General features: G+C 71.0%; 22 protein-coding genes and 2 tRNA genes. 14 read left to right on the forward strand and 10 right to left on the reverse strand.

Annotated features, from left to right (window positions below; all coding sequences use genetic code 11):
- Window positions 1-59: 59 nt before the first annotated feature.
- Window positions 60-1,415 carry a glycosyl hydrolase gene (locus tag ACIQMJ_RS29345; RefSeq protein WP_499764229.1) on the forward strand — a complete coding sequence of 452 codons (1,356 nt, stop codon included), beginning with the start codon at window positions 60-62 and terminating at the stop codon, window positions 1,413-1,415.
- On the opposite strand, the gene ACIQMJ_RS29350 is transcribed toward ACIQMJ_RS29345, so the two are convergent.
- Complete coding sequence (locus ACIQMJ_RS29350; RefSeq protein WP_499764230.1) at window positions 1,409-2,521, reverse strand: J domain-containing protein; 1,113 nt, start codon at window positions 2,519-2,521, stop codon at window positions 1,409-1,411. The genes ACIQMJ_RS29345 and ACIQMJ_RS29350 overlap by 7 nt on opposite strands.
- Window positions 2,522-2,579: 58 nt before the next feature.
- On the opposite strand from ACIQMJ_RS29350, the gene ACIQMJ_RS29355 reads away from it, so the two are divergent.
- The 3 genes from ACIQMJ_RS29355 (at window position 2,580) to ACIQMJ_RS29365 (ending at window position 3,054) form a co-directional block, all read left to right on the forward strand.
- Window positions 2,580-2,653 (forward strand) — tRNA-Arg (locus tag ACIQMJ_RS29355).
- A tRNA-Pro gene (locus ACIQMJ_RS29360) sits at window positions 2,654-2,727 on the forward strand.
- Window positions 2,728-2,796: 69 nt separating this feature from the next.
- Window positions 2,797-3,054: a metallothionein gene (locus ACIQMJ_RS29365; protein WP_499764231.1), complete on the forward strand. Its 258-nt coding sequence runs from the start codon at window positions 2,797-2,799 to the stop codon at window positions 3,052-3,054.
- 20 nt (window positions 3,055-3,074) lie between these two features.
- Here the strand turns inward: ACIQMJ_RS29365 and ACIQMJ_RS29370 are convergent, their stop codons facing one another.
- Both ACIQMJ_RS29370 and ACIQMJ_RS29375 read right to left on the reverse strand, forming a co-directional pair.
- Complete coding sequence (locus ACIQMJ_RS29370) at window positions 3,075-3,554, reverse strand: hypothetical protein (protein ID WP_499764232.1); 480 nt, start codon at window positions 3,552-3,554, stop codon at window positions 3,075-3,077.
- A 141-nt stretch (window positions 3,555-3,695) separates the two neighbouring features.
- On the reverse strand, window positions 3,696-4,502 hold the full coding sequence (locus ACIQMJ_RS29375; protein WP_499764372.1) for a metal-dependent hydrolase: 807 nt from the start codon (window positions 4,500-4,502) through the stop codon (window positions 3,696-3,698).
- Between the two features lie 283 nt (window positions 4,503-4,785).
- Here ACIQMJ_RS29375 and ACIQMJ_RS29380 point away from each other — a divergent pair, with 283 nt between their 5' ends.
- The 4 genes from ACIQMJ_RS29380 to ACIQMJ_RS29395 all read left to right on the forward strand — a co-directional run bounded on the left by ACIQMJ_RS29380 (window position 4,786) and on the right by ACIQMJ_RS29395 (window position 7,542).
- Window positions 4,786-6,006 carry an NADP-dependent isocitrate dehydrogenase gene (locus tag ACIQMJ_RS29380; RefSeq protein ID WP_387486494.1) on the forward strand — a complete coding sequence of 407 codons (1,221 nt, stop codon included), beginning with the start codon at window positions 4,786-4,788 and terminating at the stop codon, window positions 6,004-6,006.
- A gap of 174 nt (window positions 6,007-6,180) precedes the next feature.
- Window positions 6,181-6,495, forward strand: a complete 315-nt coding sequence (locus ACIQMJ_RS29385; RefSeq protein WP_499764233.1) for an SH3 domain-containing protein — start codon at window positions 6,181-6,183, stop codon at window positions 6,493-6,495.
- Between the two features lie 12 nt (window positions 6,496-6,507).
- A complete protein-coding gene (locus ACIQMJ_RS29390; protein WP_499764234.1) occupies window positions 6,508-6,726 on the forward strand; it encodes a hypothetical protein in 219 nt (72 codons plus the stop codon).
- A 9-nt stretch (window positions 6,727-6,735) separates the two neighbouring features.
- Window positions 6,736-7,542, forward strand: coding sequence for an exodeoxyribonuclease III (locus ACIQMJ_RS29395; protein WP_499764235.1), 807 nt, complete (start codon window positions 6,736-6,738; stop codon window positions 7,540-7,542).
- On the opposite strand, the gene ACIQMJ_RS29400 is transcribed toward ACIQMJ_RS29395, so the two are convergent.
- Entirely contained in the window at window positions 7,511-8,092 is a 582-nt protein-coding gene (locus ACIQMJ_RS29400) for a hypothetical protein (RefSeq protein ID WP_499764236.1), read from the reverse strand. The two genes, ACIQMJ_RS29395 and ACIQMJ_RS29400, sit on opposite strands and share 32 nt — an antisense overlap.
- A 226-nt stretch (window positions 8,093-8,318) precedes the next feature.
- Between ACIQMJ_RS29400 and ACIQMJ_RS29405 the strand changes: the two genes are divergently transcribed.
- From ACIQMJ_RS29405 to ACIQMJ_RS29425, 5 genes are all read left to right on the forward strand, one after another.
- Window positions 8,319-10,004 (forward strand): TIGR03767 family metallophosphoesterase, encoded by a 1,686-nt coding sequence (locus tag ACIQMJ_RS29405; protein ID WP_499764237.1) that lies wholly within the window; start codon window positions 8,319-8,321, stop codon window positions 10,002-10,004.
- Between the two features lie 104 nt (window positions 10,005-10,108).
- Window positions 10,109-12,628: a bifunctional FO biosynthesis protein CofGH gene (locus tag ACIQMJ_RS29410; protein WP_499764238.1), complete on the forward strand. Its 2,520-nt coding sequence runs from the start codon at window positions 10,109-10,111 to the stop codon at window positions 12,626-12,628.
- 162 nt (window positions 12,629-12,790) lie between these two features.
- Entirely contained in the window at window positions 12,791-13,078 is a 288-nt protein-coding gene (locus ACIQMJ_RS29415; protein ID WP_499764239.1) for a hypothetical protein, read from the forward strand.
- 22 nt (window positions 13,079-13,100) lie between these two features.
- Window positions 13,101-14,144 carry a tryptophan--tRNA ligase gene (gene trpS / locus ACIQMJ_RS29420; protein ID WP_499764240.1) on the forward strand — a complete coding sequence of 348 codons (1,044 nt, stop codon included), beginning with the start codon at window positions 13,101-13,103 and terminating at the stop codon, window positions 14,142-14,144.
- A 64-nt stretch (window positions 14,145-14,208) separates the two neighbouring features.
- The gene (locus ACIQMJ_RS29425; protein ID WP_499764373.1) at window positions 14,209-15,180 is read left to right on the forward strand and encodes a YhjD/YihY/BrkB family envelope integrity protein; all 972 of its coding nucleotides are present in this window, start codon (window positions 14,209-14,211) and stop codon (window positions 15,178-15,180) included.
- Between the two features lie 5 nt (window positions 15,181-15,185).
- Here ACIQMJ_RS29425 and ACIQMJ_RS29430 read toward each other — a convergent pair whose 3' ends face one another.
- Together ACIQMJ_RS29430 and ACIQMJ_RS29435 are read right to left on the reverse strand one after the other, a co-directional pair.
- Window positions 15,186-15,530, reverse strand: a complete 345-nt coding sequence (locus ACIQMJ_RS29430; protein WP_499764241.1) for a hypothetical protein — start codon at window positions 15,528-15,530, stop codon at window positions 15,186-15,188.
- A 26-nt stretch (window positions 15,531-15,556) separates the two neighbouring features.
- Entirely contained in the window at window positions 15,557-15,793 is a 237-nt protein-coding gene (locus ACIQMJ_RS29435; RefSeq protein ID WP_387486516.1) for an SCO4848 family membrane protein, read from the reverse strand.
- 60 nt (window positions 15,794-15,853) lie between these two features.
- Here ACIQMJ_RS29435 and ACIQMJ_RS29440 point away from each other — a divergent pair, with 60 nt between their 5' ends.
- Window positions 15,854-17,134: a D-alanyl-D-alanine carboxypeptidase family protein gene (locus tag ACIQMJ_RS29440; protein ID WP_499764242.1), complete on the forward strand. Its 1,281-nt coding sequence runs from the start codon at window positions 15,854-15,856 to the stop codon at window positions 17,132-17,134.
- Between the two features lie 238 nt (window positions 17,135-17,372).
- On the opposite strand, the gene ACIQMJ_RS29445 is transcribed toward ACIQMJ_RS29440, so the two are convergent.
- From ACIQMJ_RS29445 to sdhC, 4 genes are read right to left on the reverse strand one after another with little or no spacing between them, the layout of a single operon-like run.
- Window positions 17,373-18,155: a succinate dehydrogenase iron-sulfur subunit gene (locus ACIQMJ_RS29445; RefSeq protein WP_499764243.1), complete on the reverse strand. Its 783-nt coding sequence runs from the start codon at window positions 18,153-18,155 to the stop codon at window positions 17,373-17,375.
- Window positions 18,155-19,906 carry a succinate dehydrogenase flavoprotein subunit gene (gene sdhA / locus ACIQMJ_RS29450; RefSeq protein WP_499764244.1) on the reverse strand — a complete coding sequence of 584 codons (1,752 nt, stop codon included), beginning with the start codon at window positions 19,904-19,906 and terminating at the stop codon, window positions 18,155-18,157. Before sdhA ends, ACIQMJ_RS29445 begins: the two co-directional genes overlap by 1 nt.
- A gap of 24 nt (window positions 19,907-19,930) precedes the next feature.
- Complete coding sequence (locus ACIQMJ_RS29455; protein WP_499764245.1) at window positions 19,931-20,341, reverse strand: succinate dehydrogenase hydrophobic membrane anchor subunit; 411 nt, start codon at window positions 20,339-20,341, stop codon at window positions 19,931-19,933.
- Between the two features lie 2 nt (window positions 20,342-20,343).
- Window positions 20,344-20,769, reverse strand: coding sequence for a succinate dehydrogenase, cytochrome b556 subunit (gene sdhC / locus ACIQMJ_RS29460; protein ID WP_499764246.1), 426 nt, complete (start codon window positions 20,767-20,769; stop codon window positions 20,344-20,346).
- Window positions 20,770-20,863: the final 94 nt, after the last annotated feature.

Below are 20,863 nucleotides of genomic sequence, written 5' to 3' on the forward strand. Positions count from 1 at the left end.
TCCGTCGCCACGCTCCACCAGCACTCACAAGGCCGCCACCTCGCGAGAGGCAGGACGCAGTGCGCACAGCGATGACGCTGGTAGCCCTACTCCTCACGACCCTGGTCCCGCCCGTGGCCGCCGCCGCGCCGCCACCGGTCCCCGTGGTCGACTACCTGAAGCGCATCACCGGCACCCGCACGGTCACCGGGATGCACAACAAAGAGCCCAACTCCGACCCCGCCCGCCACACCGCCAAGGTGCACGCGATCACCGGCGTCTACCCGGGCCTGTGGGGCGGTGACTTCCTCTTCGCCCAGGACGACGTGGCCCACCGCCAGACGATGGTCGACCAGGCGAAGACCGAGTGGCGCAACGGCTCGCTCGTCACGCTCACCTGGCACGTCTGCCCGCCGACCCGCCCCGCCTCCTGCGGCTGGGACGCGGGCGTCAACGACGACCTCACCGACGCCCAGTGGTCCCAGCTGGTCACCGAGGGCACCGCCCTCAACAACGCCTGGAAGGCGCGCCTGGACGAGGTCGTGCCGTTCCTGCGCCAACTCCTGGACGCCGGCGTGCAGCCGCTGTTCCGCCCGCTGCACGAGATGAACGACGGCTGGTCCTGGTGGGGCGGCCGGCCGGGGGCGAACGGCAGCCGCCGCCTCTACCAGCTCACCCACGACCACCTGGTCCGCACCCGCGGCCTGACCGGCATGGCGTGGGTCTGGAACGTCAAGGACCTCGACCCGGCCGGCATCGCCGACTACTACCCGGGCCCGGCGTACGCCGACGTCGTGTCGCTCGACGCCTGGAACAGCTTCTGGCCGTCCACCACCTACTACGACACCCTCAAATCGCTGGCGCAGGGCAAGCCGCTGGCGTTGGCCGAGGTCGGCAGGATCCCGTCACCCGGTGAGCTGGCGTCGCAACCCGAGTGGGCGTACTTCATGGCGTGGCCGGAGTTCTTCGACGACAAGCAGCTGAACCCCGACAGCGCAGTCCGCGCCACCTACGCCTCACCCCGCGCGGTGAACCAGGGGCAGCTCACCGGCGGCGGGGGCAACCTGGCCCTCGGCCGCCCGTCCTGGTCCACCGCCACCGAGAGCGCCGCCCACCCGTCGTCGCACGCGTTCGACGGCGACCCGGCCACCCGCTGGAGCAGCGCGTTCACCGACCAGCACTCGCTGTGGGTCGACCTCGGCGCGACCAAGCCGGTCCGCCGCGTCCGGCTCGACTGGGAGGCCGCGCACGCCCGGCAGTACCAAATCCAGACCTCCACCGACGGCATGACCTGGACCACCGTGCACGCCGACTACGCGGCCGACGGCGGCACCGACGAGGTCGTGCTCGACACGACCGCGCGCTACGTGAAGCTGTACGCGTTCCAGCGCGCGACCCCGTACGGCTACTCGCTGTGGGAGATGTCGGTCTACTGACCCCGCACGATCGGCACGACCTGGCCGATCAGCACGCGCAGCGCCTCCCGGTCCACCGTGGCCGGGTCCTCGGCCAGCCAGTCGCCGATCTCCTCGACGAACTGGGCGGGCGTCATCGGCGGCACGATGGCGTCCGCCGGTTCCTCGGTGGTCACCGCGCCCTCGCGGCTCGGGTAGACCAGCAGCGCGGTCCGGATGTCCAGCCACGGCAACAGCTTCCGGTACACCGCGAGGCTGCGCGGCATCCGCATGCCGCCGCCCCGGAACGGGTGGCCGTTGCGCCACACCGTGCCGTCGTCCTCGGCCTCGTAGTGCCCCGGCAGCCAGGACTTCGACTCGATCAGCACGAGCCTGCGCCCGCACAGCACGGCGTGGTCGACGTCGGCGAACACCGAGCCGGGCCAGGCCAGGCCGTGGAAGATCCGCGCGCCGGGCAGCCGGGTCAGGTACTGGCTGAGCAGGTCGGCGGTGAGCCGTTCGCAGGCGCGGTCGTCGGTGGTGCCGTGCACCACGTCGGTGTCGTGGTCCAGCGTGAACGCCCGGTCGGCCCGGATCGCGGCGAGGTAGCGCCGCACCAACCGGAACGCCGCCGTCGCCGCCGCGGCCACCAGCACCAGCCAGACGCCCAGCGCCAGCGGCGTGAAGTCGACCAGCACGACCGGCAGCAGGAGGAAGAACCAACCGCACACCGCGGCCAGCGCGGGCGCGTGGCCGGGACCGGCGGCCGGGACGTACCGCACCCGCTGCCCGACGTCGACCAGGTGCCACCACGCGAGGCCCCCGAGGTCCACCACCGGCTTCGGGGGTACGAAGTCGGGATCTTCGCCGAAGTTGCGCAACCGGCCGGTCCGACCGGAGCGCGGCGGGCGGGTCGGGGACGTCGGCCGAGCACCCGGACGGGTGAACGTCCAGCCGCGGTCGTAGTCACGCCGGCGGGCGGGGTCCCGCAGGGTGTCATATGCCTCTTGCAGCATGCGGAAGGTGCCGGAGGACCCGCCCGCGTCGGGGTGCATCACCTTGGCCAGGGAGCGGTAAGCGGACTTGATCTCCGCCTCGGACGCGTAGCGGCCGACCCCGAGGAGTTCGTAGTAGTCGACTCCGCGCACGAGGGCAGACCTTAGCGGCCCTGTCTCCGGGGCCGTGGTCATGGTTAGTGTTGGGCAGGAGCCCGGTAGCGCAGTGGTTGTCGCGCCCTCCTGCGCGGAGGGAGGACGCCGGTTCGAATCCGGCCCGGCTCGGGACCATGTAGCGCAGTGGTTGACGCGCCCTCCCCCCGGGAGGGAGGACGCCGGTTCGAGTCCGGCCTGGTCCGCTCGGTCCGGCCTCGTGCACCGCGCGGGGTCGAGTTGCCGGTGCCCGCGGACCGGCGCACGCTTCGGCCATGGCGACTTGCGACGTGTGCGGCAACGACTACTGGATGGCCTTCGAGGTCCGCACGGTCGGCGGTGGCGTGCACACCTTCGACAGCTTCGAGTGCGCGATCCAACGCCTCGCGCCGCGCTGCGAGCACTGCGACTGCCGCATCCTCGGCCACGGCGTCGAGGTGCAGGGCCGGTTCTTCTGCTGCGCCCACTGCGCGCGCAGCGCGGACAGCCTCGGCGCGGAGATCAAGGACACCGTCGGCGCCCACCCGGGCTGAGGGCGCCGCCGCCCCGGGCCCTAGCCGCAGTCCAGCACCAGCCGGCCGTTGACGAACGTCGGTTGCAGGTCGCCGCGCGCGTCCACGCTCTTCGTGCCGTGCGGCAGGACCTCCTCGATCGCGCTGAACGCGATGATGTCCGAGACGCCGTAACGGCCGCGCAGCGTGCGCTGGCCGGGGAACCGCAGCACCCGGCCCTCCCGCCGGTCTCGGTGCGCCAACGCCGCCCGCAGCGCGCCCCTGGTCAGCTCCTCGGGCCCGGCGAGCCGTTGCAGCGAGCCGTTGTGCACCGCCACGCCGTAGCCGCGTTCGATCAGCGTCGACACGGTGTTCTCGGACGGCTCGTCGGTGAGCCGGAACGACATCGCGTACCGCCCCTCCACCTCGTGCACGCACACGAGCTGGGCGTGGAACAGCAGCGTTTCGTACAGCGACACCGCGACCTTGTCCGCGGTCGCGCGGTCCTCGTGACCGGCGTTGAGGCCGAGCCAGGTGGTCATCCGGCGGCCTCGACGACGTGGTCGTGCGTGGGGTGGTGCACGAAGTCCTCCTCGACGCGGTCGGCGCGGGACAGGATTTCGCTGGAGGCTAGTCCGATCGGGTGATGTGGTGGTAGCCGCCGAATGGCCGGTATCTGAAAACTAGATGGGCAGCAGGTCGAAACTTTCGAGGAACGGGAGCGCGCCCGCCCGCTGGAGGGCGGCGGCCGACAGCCAGACGCTCAGGATCGTGATGAGCGGGCCGACGATCGCCATCTCGACCGTGCCGCCGGTCTTCATCCGCATGATCTTCGGCGGCGCGACCGGGAACCACGTCTTGCCCATCAGCGGGATCGGCCACAGGATCGGACAGCCCTGCTCGGTGATCGCGTCGCCCAGGAAGTGGGCCACGCACCCGACCCCCACGGCCACGCCGCACGCCGCCGCGCTGGCCGGTGTCTGGGCGGTCCAGGCCACGCAGGCGACCGTGATGGCGGCCGAGACGCCGGTGATCAGCAGCGCGTCCTTCTGCGGGCACCAGTCGTTCATGATCCCGCGCACGGCCAGGCCCGCGAACACGAACATCAGCGCCGGCAGGGCCCACTTCTGCGACTGCTGCACCACCGCGGTCGTGCCGACGGCGGCGGCCAGCGCGAACACCAGCGTGTGGGTGAGGCCGCGGTGCCCGCCGTCGCGGTTGGAGTCCTTGCGGGTGCGCGTGGTGCGGTAGACGAACGAGCTGACCGTGTTGATCAGCGCCGACGCGCCCGCGCTGACCGGCCCGAACGTGCGCGAGATCGTCGACGACGGGTGGTCGAGGTCGGGCAGGAGGGCGGCGCCGGTGGCGAGCACCGCGCCGACCGCCCAGCTCTGCGGCGTGAGCTGGCCGATGGGGTGGTCCTCGGCTATCGCGGTCACCGCCGCCCAGGCCAGCAGACCGCTCATGGCGTGGGTCGGACCCGTCGACAACGCTGCCCCCTTGATCACTCGTACGGGTGCGAGGTTAGCGGGGCGGACGCGGGTGGTGGGTGCAATCGGCGAACGCGTGTTCGATCCGCGCGGGTCGGCGGTCCCCGTGCGGCGGTCCGGCGGCGCGGCTGGTTGTATGGGGCCCGAGAACCCGTGCCACCGGCGGCCGCGGCGTCGGCCCGGATGTGACGCCGTTCCCTTTTTCCGCCCTGGTGGAGGCAAGCGACCCGACATAGCAGTACGCTTGTCTTGCTTGCATTGTCGCGAGAGGAGCGCCCTGAGTATGGGCAAGATCAAGGTTCAGGGGACCGTCGTCGAACTCGACGGCGACGAGATGACGCGGATCATCTGGCAGTTCATCAAGGACAAGCTGATCCACCCGTACCTGGACGTCGACCTCGAGTACTACGACCTGGGCATCGAGCACCGGGACGCCACCGACGACCAGGTCACCATCGACGCCGCGCACGCCATCAAGAAGCACGGCGTCGGCGTCAAGTGCGCCACCATCACGCCCGACGAGGCGCGGGTGGAGGAGTTCGGCCTGAAGAAGATGTGGGTCTCGCCGAACGGCACGATCCGCAACATCCTCGGCGGCGTGGTGTTCCGCGAGCCGATCATCATCTCGAACATCCCGCGGCTGGTGCCGGGCTGGACGAAGCCGATCATCATCGGCCGCCACGCCCACGGCGACCAGTACAAGGCGACCAACTTCAAGGTCCCCGGCGCGGGCGAGCTGACGATCACGTTCACGCCCGAGGACGGCTCCGAGCCGATCAAGCACGTGGTGGCCAACTACGGCGCCGACGGCGGCGTGGCCATGGGCATGTACAACTTCAACAAGTCCATCGAGGACTTCGCGCGCGCCTCGTTCTCCTACGGGTTGCAGCGCAACTACCCGGTCTACATGTCGACCAAGAACACCATCCTCAAGGCGTACGACGGTGCGTTCAAGGACATCTTCCAGAAGGTGTTCGAGGAGGAGTTCAAGGCGCAGTTCGACGCCGCGGGCCTGACCTACGAGCACCGCCTGATCGACGACATGGTCGCCGCCGCGATGAAGTGGGAGGGCGGCTACGTCTGGGCGTGCAAGAACTACGACGGTGACGTGCAGTCCGACACGGTCGCTCAGGGCTTCGGCTCGCTGGGCCTGATGACGTCGGTGCTGATGACGCCGGACGGCAAGACCGTCGAGGCCGAGGCGGCGCACGGCACCGTGACCCGGCACTACCGGCAGCACCAGGCGGGCAAGCCGACGTCCACCAACCCGATCGCGTCGATCTTCGCGTGGACCGGTGGCCTGAAGCACCGCGGCAAGCTGGACGGCACCCCCGAGGTGACCGGCTTCGCGGAGACGCTGGAGCAGGTCATCGTGGAGACCGTCGAGAGCGGCCGGATGACCAAGGACCTGGCCGTGCTGGTGAGCAAGGACCAGGAGTGGCTGACCACCGAGGACTTCCTCGGCACGCTGGACGAGAACCTGCAGAAGAAGATGGCCGGCTGACCCACGCCTGCCGGCTCGTGCGATCAGGGGACTGCCTCCGGGCGGTCCCCTGTTCCGTTTCCGTAGTGGTGTCACCCGTCCGGTTCCCCCGTGGTGTGGATTGTGGTCCGGACCGCCGCACCGGCCCTTCCGACGCGCTATATCTGCACTTCGGAACAGGTGTCGGGAGGCGTGATGCTCGGGATTCCGGTGCGCGGCGTGGTCGTCGTGGGTGTGCTCGCGGCGGCCGGGTTGATGTACGTCGCCAACGAGGGCAAGAAGCTCGGCGTGGAGGAGGTCGCCGCCCGGGAGTGCCGGGTGACCGTGATCGCGGACATCCTCAACGTGCGCTCCGGGCCCGCCGACACGCAGCCGATCGTGGCGACCATGCAGCGCGACGCGGTGGTCCGGGCGGAGAACCGGGTCGAGAACGGCTTCCGGCTGCTGGCCGACGGGCGCTGGGTGAAGGACGAGTTCGTGACGCCGACGTCGGACAGCGGCTGCTCGTGATCTGATGAGCGGGTGTTCTTCAAGTGGCGGTCGTACCGGCGTGACGTGGTGACGTGCGCGTGCGAGCCGGAGTGGCCCGGGCTGCGCGCGCTGGTGGACGGGCACGAGGTGGCGGGGGTGCCCTCGCCCGAGGGCAGCAGCCCGTTGGTGCTCATGCTCGGCTTGTCCGCGTCCTGCACGGGGTGCGGCGCGGAATACCCGTACGGCTGGGCCGTCGCCGACCGCCGTTAGGCTGCTGCGGTGCTGACTGTCTCCACGATCAACGTCAACGGGCTGCGCGCCGCCGCGAAGAAGGGCTACCTGGAGTGGCTGGCCGCGACGTCGGCGGACGTGGTGTGCCTCCAGGAGGTGCGGGCCGAGCCGGGTCAGCTGCCCGACGAGGTGCGCTCGCCGCAGGGGTGGCACGTGGCGCACGCGCACTCGGAGCTCAAGGGGCGCAACGGGGTCGCCGTGCTGACGCGCGAGGCGCCGCAGGCCGTGCGGATCGGGTTCGGGGTGGCCGAGTTCGAGCACTCCGGGCGGTACGTCGAGGTCGAGCTGGCGGACGTGGTGGTGGCGTCGCTGTACCTGCCCAGCGGTGACGTGGGCACGCCGCGGCAGGACGAGAAGGACCGGTTCATGGCCGCGTTCCTGCCGTACCTGGTGGAGTTGCGCGACAAGGCCGCCGCCGACGGGCGCGAGGTGCTGGTCTGCGGCGACTGGAACATCGCCCACCGGCCCGAAGACCTGAAGGCGTGGAAGACGAACCAGAAGTCGTCAGGCTTCCTGCCGGAGGAACGCGCCTGGATGGACCGCGTGTTCGGCGAGGCGGAGTACGTCGACGTGGTCCGCTCCCTCCACCCGGACGTGGCGGGCCCGTACAGCTGGTGGTCCTACCGCGGCAAGGCGTTCGACAACGACTCGGGCTGGCGGATCGACTACCAGGTCGCGACCCGCGCCCTGGCCGCCACCGCCACCTCGGCCGTGGTCGAGCGGGCGGCGACGTACGCCGAGCGCTGGTCGGACCACGCGCCGGTCACGGTGAGCTTCGACTGGCCCGGGGTGTAGCGGCGGGCGGGGGTTTCAAAGTCAGGCGGACGCCGCAGAGCGGGCCGATGGCGAACGGCAGGAGCGGGCCGTAGCGGGTGATGGGTTCCCTGCCGGTCCGGTGCGCGGTGAGCATGGCGGTGACGGCGGCGGCCTGCTCGGGGCTTTCGACGTCGAACAGCGTGGTGAGGTCGTCGGGCTCGTGACCCGTCACGGCGCGGGTCAGGTCGCGGTGGGCGTCGTGGACGCGGTGCAGTTCGCGGGTCGCCCTGCGCCACGTCGCCAGTCCTTCGAGCTCGGCCGGCGTCAGCTGGAGCGGGGTGGTGACGCCGGTCAGGTCCGGCACGGGGACGGAGTCGAGGCGGTGCTCGGTGACGACGGCGTCGAACCGGTCCGCCAGGGCCGAGAACAGCCCGTCCGCGTGCCCGTCGAGCGCGGACCGCAGTCGTGGGCGCAGGGCCTCGGCCAGGGCCAGTTCGTCCCGGAGGGGTTCGGGCAGGTCCACGACCTGCCGGAGGTCACGCAGGAGCTCGGCCGTCGGGTCCGGCGCAGGTTCGGTTCTCGACCACACCCCCGAGGACGGGGTGAACCGGGGATCCGGCCGACAACGCCCGTGAGACGTGATCGGGAACACAGTCAGCCGAATGTTCGACTGGTGGCGAGAACCGTTGTCGGCCAACGGAATCGGTCCACCCGACGATCGACTTCGCTCGTTCGGCCGCACTTCACCCCGAGGTCGTGACGCGCTCCCCGGTTCGTGAGAACTTTTCACCTCACCGAGACACCGGGAGCGTTCGATGGGGATCAGCCGGCGGCGTTTCTTGCAGGCGACGGGTGCGGCGGGCGCGGTGCTGGCGTGGGGCGGGCCCGCCTGGGCGGCCACCACCGGCACGACCCTGGACGTCGCGGCCACGGCGGTCGGCACGGCGGGCTACCGGCGGTTGCAGGCCGGTCCCGGGTGGCCGCTGGTGGTGCGGCCCGACCTCGCGACGCCCAGTGCCGGACGGGCCGACCGGCGCACGTCGCTGGCCTGCTTCGCGCAGTTCACCGACATGCACATGGTCGACGCGCAGAGCCCGGCCCGGTTCGAGTACACGCACCCGTTGATGGGCGCCGGCGCCTTCCGCGCCCACGAGACGCTGGCCCAGCACACCTCCACCGCCCTGGTTCACAAGGTCAACTCGATCGGCGCGGGCCCGTTCACCGGCCGCCCGATCGACTTCATGGTGACCACCGGCGACAACACCGACAACCACGAGCTCGTCGAGCTCGACTGGTTCCTCACCGTCCTCAACGGCGGCCGGATCACCGCCAACACCGGCGACCCCACCCGCTACGAGGGCGTGCAGGACTCCGGCGTCAAGACCTACTGGAACCCGCACTCCACCCTCGTCGACGACTACAAGGCCAAGGGCTTCCCGCACCTGCCCGGCCTGCTCGACGCCGCCATCCGCCCGTTCGACAGCCCCGGCCTGCGCGTGCCCTGGTACTGCACGTTCGGCAACCACGACGACAGCGTGGTCGGCACCCTGCCCGACGGCCTGCCGATCGTCGACGGCCTCTACACGGCCAACCGCAAGATCATGGGCTTCTCGGACGCGCAAGCCGCCCGCCTCGCCAAGGCCATGACCGACCCCTCGCACGTGCTGGACGCGGCGGCCGTCGTCGCCGAGGGCGGGCTGGTCCGCACCGTCACCCCGGACGCCCGCCGCCGCCCGTTCACCACGGCCGAGTTCGTCCAGGCGCACCTCGACCCCCGCCACACCGGCCCCGGGCCGCACGGCCACGGCTTCACCGAGGACAACGCCGACGGCGTGGACGTCTTCTACGCGTTCCCGATCGCGCCCGGCGTCACCGGCGTCAGCCTCGACACCACGACCACCGGCGGCTTCTCCGACGGCTCGATCGGCCTGCACCAGTACCTCTGGCTGGAGCGCACGCTCAAGCGCGGCAGCTCCCGCTACTACGACGCGTTCGGCTTCCCGCACCGCCAGGACGTCACCGACGAGCTGTTCATCCTGTTCAGCCACCACACGAGCTGGACCATGGGCAACCTGCTGCCCGACCGCCGCCGCCCGCTCGACCCCCGGCTGGACGGCAAGGCGCTCGTGGACCTGCTCGGCCGGTTCCCGAACGTCGTCGCCTGGGTCAACGGCCACACCCACGAGAACCGGATCGTCCCGCACGGCACGGGCGACCGGGCGTTCTGGGAGATCAACACCGCCGCGCACGTCGACCACCCGCAGCACGCCCGGATCATCGAGCTCGCGGACAACGGCGACGGCACGTTGTCGCTGTTCACGACCTTGGTCGAGGGGGACGCGCCCTACCGGGCCGACTACGACGACTTCTCGCCGCGCGGCCTGGCCTCGCTGGCCCGCGAGCTCGCGTTCAACGACCCGCACGCGAACGCGAACGCCGTCGGCGCGCCGACCGACCGCAACACCGAGCTGCTCGTCCCGGGGAGGTCGCCGGTCCGGTGATCCGCTGACCGGTCCGCCACCGCCCGAACCCGTGCGCCGCTGCGCTTCGTGTCGGACGTCACACTGGGCGTGATCAGGAATTTTCCACACCTAATGTCGTTGTCGTGGCCGTGGACATCTCGATCACCCCGCCGGAACCGACGCCCAGCGCGTCGGCGATGCGACGCGCGTTGCGCCGTGCCGCCGACGGCGCGGTGCTCGACGCCACCGAGGCCGCCGTGCTGCTGCACGCCCGCGGTGACGACCTGGAGGCGTTGCTGGACGCCGCGGGCCGGGTCCGGGACGCCCACCTGCTGGCGGAGGGGCGGCCGGGGGTGGTCACCTACAGCCGCAACGCGTTCATCCCGCTGACCCGCCTGTGCCGGGACCGCTGCCACTACTGCACGTTCGCCACGGTCCCGCACAAGCTGCCCGCCGCGTTCCTGGAGCGGGACGAGGTGCTCGACATCGCCCGCCGGGCCGCGGCGCAGGGCTGCAAGGAAGCCCTGTTCACGCTCGGCGACCGGCCCGAGGAGCGCTGGCCGCAGGCGCGCGAGTGGCTGGAGGCGCGCGGCTACTCGTCCACGCTGGACTACGTCCGGGCCAGCGCGATCGCCGTGCTGGAGGAGACCGGTCTGCTGCCGCACCTCAACCCCGGCGTGCTGAGCTGGGAGGAGTTGCAGCGGCTGCGGCCCGTCGCGGCCAGCATGGGGATGATGCTGGAGACCACGGCCGAGCGGCTGTGGTCGCAGAAGGGCGGCCCGCACTACGGCAGCCCCGACAAGGAGCCCGCGGTCCGGCTGCGGGTGCTCACCGACGCGGGCCGGGTGAACGTGCCGTTCACCACCGGCGTGCTGATCGGCATCGGCGAGACGATCACCGAGCGCGCCGAGTCCCTGCTGGCCATGCGCGGCGTCGCGCGCCAGTACGGGCACATCCAGGAAGTGATCATCCAGAACTTCCGGGCCAAGCCGGACACCGCGATGCGCGGCATGCCCGACGCCGACCTGCACGAGCTGGCCGCCACGATCGCGGTGGCGCGGCTGGTCATGCCGTCGTCCACGAGCGTGCAGGCCCCGCCGAACCTGGTCGGCGGCGAGTTCGGGCTGATGCTGCGCGCGGGCATCGACGACTGGGGCGGCGTGTCGCCCGTGACGCCGGACCACGTCAACCCCGAGCGGCCGTGGCCGCAGGTCGACGTGCTGGCCGAGCACACCCGCGCGGCCGGGTTCGAGCTGGCCGAGCGCCTGGCCGTCTACCCGCGCTACGTGACCGCGCCCGCCGGGCAGTGGGTCGACACCCGCCTCACCGCGCACGTGTCCGCGCTGGCGCGCCCGGACGGCCTGGCCGAGCCGGACGCGCCGGTCGTCGGCCGCGAGTGGCAGGAGCCCGACGGCGGCCTGGACACCTACGGCCGGGCCGACCTGAACACCGCCATCGACACCGAGGGGCGCACCGGCGACCGGCGGGGCGACTTCGACAGCGTCTACGGCGACTGGGCGTCGTTGAGCGTCCCCAAGGCCGTCGAACGGCTGCCCGAGGACGCCGCACGCGCGCTGAAGCTGGCCGCCGACAGCCCCGAGAAGCTGCTGGACGACACGGACGCGGCCCTGGCGCTGCTCACCGCCGACGGCGCGGCGCTGGAGACCATGGCCCGGCTCGCCGACGAGCTGCGCGCCGAGGTGGTCGGCGACGACGTCACCTACGTGGTCAACCGCAACATCAACTTCTCGAACGTCTGCTACGTGGGCTGCCGGTTCTGCGCGTTCGCCCAGCGCGAGCGCGACGCCGACGCGTTCCGGCTGTCCGTGGCCGAGGTCGCCGACCGCGCCCAGGAGGCGTGGGACGCGGGCGCCACCGAGGTCTGCATGCAGGGCGGCATCGACCCGAAGCTGCCGGTCACCTACTACGCCGACGTCGTGCGCGCGATCAAGACCCGGGTGCCGGGCATGCACGTGCACGCGTTCAGCCCGATGGAGGTCGTCAGCGCGGCGGCCAAGGCGGGCGTGAGCGTGCGCGAGTGGCTGACCGAGCTGCGCGACGCGGGCCTGGACACCATCCCGGGCACCGCCGCCGAGATCCTGGACGACGACGTGCGCTGGGTGCTGACCAAGGGCAAGCTGCCCGCCGCCACCTGGCTGGACGTGGTCGCCACCGCGCACGAGGTGGGCATCCGCTCGTCGTCCACGATGATGTACGGCCACGTGGACCACCCCGGCCACTGGCTCGGCCACTTCCGCGCGCTGGCGGCCCTCCAGGACCGCACGGGCGGCCTCACCGAGTTCGTCGGCCTGCCCTTCGTGCACCGCAACGCGCCGATCTACCTGGCGGGCGTGGCCCGGCCCGGCCCGACGCGGCGCGACAACCGGGCCGTGCACGCGTTCGCCCGGCTCGCCCTGCACGGCCGCGTGGACAACATCCAGTGCTCGTGGGTCAAGCTGGGCGACGAGGGCACCGCCGAGGTGCTCCGCGGCGGCGCCAACGACCTGGGCGGCACGCTCATGGAGGAGACCATCAGCCGCATGGCGGGCTCCGAGCACGGCTCCGCCCGCACGGCCGAGCAGCTGAACGCCACCGCGGCCTTGGCGGGCCGCCCGGCGCGGCAGCGCACTACGACATACGGCCGAGTCGACGCCGTGAGGTAACCCCCTGCGGGGAGGGGTGACCGCGGAGGTGGTTAGTCTGCCGCCGGTCGCGTTTACCCGAACCGGGCATGCCAGTCCAACAGCTTCGGTAGGTTCGCGGCCGTCCGTCAACAAGGTTCACCCCCCGGTGGGGTGGCACGGTGTTGGTGAGGAGGCTGGGCGGTGCGCGGTCGCGGTGCGGTCCTGGGTCTGGTCCTGGGCGCGGCGTCTTCCCTGGTCGTCGAAGGTGTCGCGGTGGCGGCCGACGGCGCGGTGGCGGCTCCGGTCTCCCTCGAGGCGCCGGTCGGCATCGCCGCGGTGGCGTTCGGCGCGATCGGCCTGGTGTTCGGCCTGGTCCGGCGGCGGCGGACCGCGGTGGTGCGCACGGCGGCGAACCAGCCCGTCGTCCCCCAGGTGACCGTCGGCGGCGACGGCGCGGCCGAGGTGCGGCCCGCCACCACCGGGGTCTGATCGGCCTGGGAGAATCCTCCGCGTGGCCGTCGAAAACTCTGCGGAGAACGCCCAGAACCCGGCTCCGGTGAGCCGCCCCCGCGTGCTGTCCGGCATCCAGTCGACCGCCGGGTCGTTCCACCTGGGCAACTACCTGGGCGCGTTGCGGCAGTGGGTGGCGCTGCAGGACGCGCACGACGCGTTCTACTTCATCGCCGACCTGCACGCGATCACCGTCGAGCAGGACCCCAAGGTCCTGCGGCACAACACCAGGGTGTCCGCCGCTCAGCTGCTCGCGCTCGGCGTCGACCCCGACCGGTCCACGCTGTTCGTGCAGTCGCACGTGCCCGAGCACGCCCAGCTCGGGTGGGTCCTCCAGTGCCTGACCGGCTTCGGCGAGGCCAGCCGGATGACCCAGTTCAAGGACAAGTCCGCGCGGCAGGAGGCGGGCGTCGGCGTCGGCCTGTTCACCTACCCGATCCTGCAGGCCGCGGACATCCTGCTGTACCAGGCGCACTACGTGCCGGTCGGCGAGGACCAGCGGCAGCACCTGGAGCTGACCCGCGACCTGGCGCAGCGGTTCAACACCCGCTACGGCAAGACGTTCCGGCTGCCGGAGCCCTACATCGTCAAGGACACCGCCAAGATCTACGACCTCCAGGACCCGACGTCGAAGATGTCGAAGTCCGTGCCGGCGGGCGTGGTGGAGCTGCTGGAGGACCCCAAGCGGTCGGCCAAGAAGATCCGCTCGGCGGTCACCGACACCGGTCGCGAGATCGTGTACGACCCCGAGAACAAGGCGGGCGTGAGCAACCTGCTGGTGATCTACTCGGCGCTGACCGGGCGTTCGGTGGACTCCCTGGTCGCCGACTACGACGGCAAGGGCTACGGGGACCTGAAGAAGGACCTCGGCGAGGTGTTCACCGAGTTCGTCACGCCGGTGCGGGCGCGGGTGGCCGAGTACCTGGACGACAGCGCCGAGCTGGACAAGGTGCTGGCCCGCGGCGCGGAACGGGCGCGCGAGGTGGCCGGCAAGACGCTGGCGCGGACCTACGACCGGATCGGCTTCCTCCCGATTGGCGGCTGATCACCGGGCGCACTAGCTTTTTCGTGTGGCGGAAACGGGTGGGGCGGAGTCGAAGCTCGATCGGATGCGCCGGCAGCGGCCGTGGCTGGACCACCTGTTCCGCGCCGCCGCGCGCTACACCGAGAGCTACGGGGCGCACTACGCGGCGGCGGTGACGTACTTCAGCGTGCTGTCGCTCGTGCCGATGCTCATGATCGGCTTCGCGGTGGCCGGCTTCGTGCTGGTCTCCCAGCCCGGCCTGATCGAGGAGCTCAAGGCGAGCATCGCCGAGGCCGTGCCCGGCTCGCTCGGCGACACCATCAACAAGGTCGTCGAGCAGGCCATCGACTCCAAGGGCACGGTCGGCGTGCTCGGCCTGCTGACCGCCGCCTACTCCGGCCTCGGGTGGATGAGCAACCTGCGCGACGCGCTGACCGCGCAGTGGGGCCACCCGAAGGAGGACCTGCCGTTCCTCAAGACGGCGTTGAAGGACCTGCTCGCGCTGCTCACCCTCGGCGCGGCGCTGGTCGTCTCGTTCGGCCTCACGGCGGCCGGCAGCGGGTTCGGCGAGGTCGTGCTGCGGTGGGTCGGCCTGGACGGCGTCGGGTGGGCCGAGGCGCTGCTCAAGATCGGCACCATCGTGCTGGGCCTGGTGGCGAACTGGCTGGTGTTCCTGTGGGTGCTGGCCAAGCTGCCGCGCAAGCCGTTCAGCCTGCGCAGCGCGGCCAAGGGCGCGGCGGCCGCGGCGATCGTGTTCGAGGTGCTCAAGCAGGGCGGGACGCTCTACCTGAGCACCGTCACGGCGTCACCGGCGGGCGCGGCGTTCGGCCCGATCATCGGTGTGCTGTTCTTCGCGAACCTGGTGGCCCAGTCGCTGCTGTTCATCACGGCCTGGACGGCCACCGCGCGGGAGAACCTGCTGCGCGACCCGCCCGCCCCACCACCGCCCGCCGTGATCCGGCCGGTGGTGGAGGTGCGCCGGGGGCCCAGCCCCCGCACCGCCGCGGGGCTGGTCGGCGCGGGGCTGCTGCTGGGCGCGTTGTTCCGGCGGCGCTGAGCGGCTCAGGTCCAGAAGACGGCGAGACCGACGTTCAGCACGACCAGGCCGGCCAGCACCGGCGTGAGCCAGGCGGCGGGCTTCTTCTTCAGGTTGACCGCGACCAGGGCCGCGATGACGACCAGGACCAGCAGCTTCACGCCGATCTTGATGTCGTTGTAGTCCTGGTCGGTCAGCGGGGCCAGGCCCATCAGCGCCACGCCGGTGAGCAGCTGCAACGCGCTGCCGTGCAGCCAGCCCTTGTTCAGCGGCGCGTCGGTGCCCGACCGGCGCTGGACGAAGAACATCGCGATCAGCATGCCCATGCCGAGCAGGTGCAGGAACACCAGCAGTAGGCGCACGAACTCCACGGCGGAGCCTCCAGGTGTGGTGGGTGTCAGTCGGTCTTGCCGCTCCTGGCCGCACGCAGCCCGCGCACGCCCAACACGCCGATGACCGTGCCGAATGTGAGCGACGCGACGACCAGCAGCAGGTGCACGGTGAAGAACGCGGTCGGGCCGCCGTCCCACGAGCGGGGGTCCTTCCAGATGTTGCGCAGGAAGGTCGGCCAGATCACCCAGGACCACACCCCGAAGGCAAGCAGGAAGACGGACATGCCGCGGGAGAGCTTCACCGGAGCAGTATCGGACGTGGCGGGTGCAGGTCACTCATCCGGGGTGGCTAGCCTGGTCGGGTGCGTTCCTCCGCGTTCCGACGGCCCGTTGCCCTGGTCCTGGCTGCTTGCGCGCTGATGGCCGGCGCGTCGGTCGTCGCCGCACCGCTCGCGGCGGCCCAGCCGGCCTGCGAGAACAAGGTGTCGCCGCCCCCGCCGGTCGACACGTCCGAACAGGTGGCCCCGGGTGAGAAGCCCCCGCCGCCGATCGAGGTACCCGAGAGCCCGATCGGGGGACAGCGCCTCGGCGAGTGCGGCCTCGTGCTGCCGCCGAACGCGCCCGTGCCGCCGGACGGCATCACCGCCCAGAGCTGGCTGCTCGCCGACATGGGCAACGGCGCGGTCCTGGCGGCCCTCGACCCGCACGGCCGGCAGCGGCCCGCGTCGGTGATCAAGGTGCTGCTGGCGATGGTGGTCGCCAAGGAGCTGCCGCCCAACGCCACCGTGGTGGCGACGCCGGAGGACCTGGCGCAGGAGTGCACGTGCGTCGGGCTGCGCAACGGCGCGGAGTACAGCGTCGAGCAGATGCTCCAGGCGCTGGTGATGGCGTCGGGCAACGACGTGGCGCACGCGCTGGCCCGCCGGCTGGGCGGGGTGCCGTCGGCGATCCGGAAGATGAACGCCCTGGCGGCCGAGCTGGGTGCGCTGGACACGCGGGCCGTGACGCCGTCCGGGCTGGACGCGCCGGGCACGTCGACGTCGGCCTACGACGTGGCGCTGATCTACCGCGAGGCGATGAAGTACCCGGACTTCGTCAAGGCCGTGATGACGCAGCGGATCGACTTCCCGGCGGCGAACGGCAGCGGGACCGTGCCGGTGGTGAACGACAACCGGCTGCTGACCACGTACGAGGGCGCGCTGGGCGGGAAGTCGGGGTTCACCGACGACGCCCAGCACACCTACGTCGGCGCGGCCGAGCGCAACGGCAAGCGGCTCGTGGTCGTGCTGCTGCGGGGTCAGCAGCAGCCGACCAGGATGACCGACCAGGCGGCCCGCCTGCTCGACTACGGCTTCGCCCTGGAGCCGGCCGCGTCCGGCAACCCGGTCGGCCGGCTGGTCGAGGGCGCGCCGCAGGCGAAGAAGAAGACCACCGAGCCGCGGCCGACGCCGACCAGCGCCGGTGTCGGCGAGGTGGCCAACTCCGCGCCGGACGGCACCGAGCCGTCGGCCATGCAGACGGCGTTCGGCAACGTGGGTGGCCCGATCACCGCCGTCGCCGGCCTGGGCCTCGTCCTCGCCCTGCTGATGTACCTGCGCAGCCGCCGCGCCAAAGCCGCCCGCGCCGCCCGCCAGAACTCTTGACCCCCGCGCGAGTCGAACCTTCAGGTCCCGAGAGTCGAACCTTCAGGTCCCGAGAGTCGAACGCTCAGGACCGGTGAGTTCAACGCTCAGGACGCGCGGGCACGCCGGCCGCGCGTCCTGAGCGTTGAATTCGGGGTACCTGAGCGTTCGACTCTCGGGGCCTGAGCGTTCGACTCACGGTGGGGGAGGGAAAGGGAAGGCCCCCCGAGCGGGGCTCGGGGGGCCGGAGGCGTGCGGGTCAGACGCGCTTGAAGAGCAGGGCGCGCTTGACCTCCTGGATGGCCTTGGTGACCTGGATGCCGCGGGGGCAGGCGTCGGTGCAGTTGAACGTCGTCCGGCAGCGCCACACGCCGTCCACGTCGTTCAGGATGTCCAGCCGCTCCTCGGCGCCCTCGTCACGGCTGTCGAAGATGAACCGGTGCGCGTTCACGATCGCCGCCGGGCCGAAGTACGACCCCTCGGTCCAGTACACCGGGCACGACGTGGTGCACGCCGCGCACAGGATGCACTTGGTGGTGTCGTCGAACCGCTCGCGGTCGGCGATGGACTGGACCCGCTCGCGCGTCGGCTCGTTGCCGTACGTGATGAGGTACGGCTTGACCGCCTTGAACGCCTCGAAGAACGGCTCCATGTCGACCAGCAGGTCCTTGTGGACCGGCAGCCCCTTGATGGGCTCGATGGTGATCGTGGTCGGCTTGCCGCCGCCCGCCAGCAGGTCCTTCAGCAGCACCTTGCACGCCAGCCGGTTCACGCCGTTGATGCGCATGGCGTCCGAGCCGCAGATGCCGTGGGCGCACGACCGGCGGAACGTCAGCGTCCCGTCGAGGTACCACTTCACGTAGTGCAGCAGGTTCAGCACGCGGTCCGACGGCAGGGCCGGGATCTCGAACGAGTCCCAGCGCGGCTCGTCGTCGACCTCCGGGTTGAACCGGCGCACCTTCAGGGTGACGGTGATCGCGCCGTCCGGCACGGGGGGCTGGTTCCCGCGCGAGCCGGTGGACACTTCAGCGGTAGCGGTCATCAGTACTTGCGCTCCATCGGCTGGTACCGGGTGAACGTCACGGGCTTGTAGTCGAGCCGGATGTCGGCCAGCAAGCCGTCGCCCTGCTTGTAGTACATGCTGTGGCGCATGAAGTTCGTGTCGTCGCGGTTCGGGTAGTCCTCGCGCGCGTGGCCGCCGCGGGACTCCTTGCGCGCCAGCGCGCCCACGACCAGAACTTCGGCCAGCTCCAGGAGGAAGCCCAGCTCGACCGCTTCCAGGAGGTCGGTGTTGAACCGCTTCCCCTTGTCCTGCACGGTGATCCGCGAGTACCGCTCCTTCAACGCCTGCACGTCGTGCAGCGCCTGCTTGAGCGTGTCCTCGGTGCGGTACACCGACGCGTTGGCGTCCATCGTGGCCTGCAGCTCGGTGCGGATGTCCGCCACCCGCTCCTGGCCGTGCTCGGACAGCACCAGCGCCACCTGCGCCTCGACGGCCGCGGCCGGGTTCTCCGGCAGCTCCACGTGGTCGTGGGACAGCGCGTACTCGGCGGCGGCGATGCCCGCGCGGCGGCCGAACACGTTGATGTCGAGCAGCGAGTTGGTGCCGAGCCGGTTCGCGCCGTGCACGGACACGCACGCGCACTCGCCGGCGGCGTACAGGCCGGGCACGACGTTGTCGTTGTCCCGCAACACCTCGCCGTGCACGTTGGTCGGGATGCCACCCATCGCGTAGTGCGCGGTCGGGTAGACCGGCACCGGCTCCTTCACCGGGTCGACCGCGAGGTACGTGCGGGCGAACTCGGTGATGTCGGGGAGCTTCGTCTCCAGCACCTCCGCGCCCAGGTGGGTGCAGTCGAGCAGGACGTAGTCCTTGTTCGGGCCCGCGCCGCGCCCCTCCAGCACCTCCAGGGCCATCGAGCGGGCGACGATGTCGCGCGGCGCGAGGTCCTTGATGGTGGGGGCGTAGCGCTCCATGAACCGCTCGCCGGAGGCGTTGCGCAGGATCGCGCCCTCGCCGCGCGCACCCTCGGTGAGCAGGATGCCCAGGCCCGCGAGACCGGTCGGGTGGAACTGGTAGAACTCCATGTCCTCCAGCGGCAGGCCCTTGCGGAACACGATGCCCATGCCGTCGCCGGTCAGCGTGTGCGCGTTGGACGTGGTCTTGAAGACCTTGCCGAAGCCGCCGGTGGCGAACACCACGGACTTGGCCTGGAACACGTGGATCTCGCCGGTCGCCAGCTCGTAGGCCACCGCGCCGGTGCAGACCGGGCCGTCCTCGGTCTCGGTGAGGCAGATGTCGAGGACGTAGAACTCGTTGAAGAACTCGATGCCGTGCTTGACGCAGTTCTGGTACAGCGTCTGCAGGATCATGTGGCCGGTGCGGTCGGCCGCGTAGCACGCCCGGCGCACGGCCGCCTCGCCGTGGTTGCGGGTGTGGCCGCCGAACCGCCGCTGGTCGATCTTGCCCTCGGGCGTGCGGTTGAACGGCAGGCCCATCTTCTCCAGGTCGAGGACCGCGTCGATGGCCTCCTTCGCCATGATCTCGGCGGCGTCCTGGTCGACCAGGTAGTCACCGCCCTTGATCGTGTCGAAGGTGTGCCACTCCCAGTTGTCCTCCTCCACGTTCGCCAGTGCGGCGCACATGCCGCCCTGCGCGGCGCCCGTGTGGGAACGCGTGGGGTAGAGCTTGGTGAGCACCGCCGTGCGGGCGCGCTGGCCGGACTCGATCGCCGCGCGCATCCCGGCGCCACCCGCGCCGATGATGACGACGTCGTACTTGTGGAACTGCATGGCTTGAGTACTCCCCGCGGCGGGTCAGTCGGTGATGTTCGGGTCGAAGGTGAAGATCACGTACGTGCCGAGGGCGATGATCAGCACCATCGAGACGTAGAGCAGCACCTTGAGCCAGAACCGGGTCGCGTCCTTGCGGGCGTAGTCGTTGATCACGGTGCGCAGGCCGTTGCCGCCGTGGATCTGGGCCAGCCACAGCATCGCCAGGTCCCAGAACTGCCAGAACGGCGAGGCCCACCGGCCCGCGACGAAGCCGAAGTTGATGCGGTGCACGCCACCGTCGAGGATGTTCATGATGAACAGGTGGCCGAGGACCAGCACCACCAGGGCGAGGCCCGAGATGCGCATGAACAGCCAGCTGTAGAGCTCGAAGTTGTTGCGGCGTGCGGCGGGGCGGCGCGGTGCGCGCGGCTTGGCCAGGGTCAGTTCGCTCATGATCAGTGACCCCCACCGAGCAGGTCGGTAACCGTGCGGACCAGCATGAAGTAGGTGCCCGGGACCATCACCAGCACCCAGACGACGAGCACCGCCCACAGCATCTGCTTCTGGTAGCGCGCGCCCTTCTCCCAGAAGTCGACGAGCATCACCCGGATGCCGTTGAGCGCGTGGTAGAGGACCGCGCCGACCAGGCCGACCTCGAACAGGTTGACGATCGGGTTCTTGTAGGTCTCGATGACCTTGTCGTACGCGTCCGGCGACACCCGCACCAGCGCGGTGTCCAGGACGTGCGCGAACAGGAAGAAGAACGTCAACACACCGGTGATGCGGTGGGCGACCCAGGACCACATCCCCAGGTCGCCGCGGTAGAGCGTTCCGCCCCCTTTAGAGGTGCCCGCCCGCTCGGGTGCGGTGGTGCCGGCCATGCGCAACGGCCTCCAGCGTCAGTGGTGGACTGGTCTCCGGTACGTGCGTACTCGGACCTTGACCTCCGGATGCTAGACCCGCTCGAGCCACCCG

Origin of the sequence: Actinosynnema sp. NPDC091369, from assembly GCF_044757065.1 — a bacterium.
In the GTDB taxonomy this organism is placed as follows: Bacteria; Actinomycetota; Actinomycetes; order Mycobacteriales; family Pseudonocardiaceae; genus Actinosynnema.